This window comes from Acetobacter fabarum, from assembly GCF_040702925.2.
Classification (GTDB): domain Bacteria; phylum Pseudomonadota; class Alphaproteobacteria; order Acetobacterales; family Acetobacteraceae; genus Acetobacter; species Acetobacter fabarum_B.
On the sequence record NZ_JBFCXX020000078.1, the window covers coordinates 1 to 277 of the forward strand.

The 277-nt window shown below is 58.1% G+C and carries 1 protein-coding gene; it reads right to left on the bottom strand.

The genetic code is table 11. The annotated features are described in order from the left end of the window. Positions 1–277 (bottom strand): DUF6124 family protein (locus AB2L51_RS15160; RefSeq protein WP_400922661.1); only part of this gene is annotated, 277 nt, incomplete at both ends.

Here is a 277-nt window from a genome sequence, read left to right on the forward strand (position 1 = left end):
GGGTAGCCGTCAAGGGATCGGTCGAGCATGACCTTGACCAGATCAATCATGTGCACGACAGAAAATGCCAGGTCACGGTTCGAACCGTTCAGTCTATTGGCAGATTCGTGGGCAGTGGCCGCAGCGCAGCGCAGCAGGTCGCAAGCATGGACCAAGGCTTCTTCGCCGCTGATGTTACGGTTCACGTCGAAAAAGCGCTGCTCGGCCTGGGCTGTTGCAACACCTGGTTTCAAGTAGTAATCCAAGGCGCGTTGGGCCGCCGGGCAATCCTGGAACG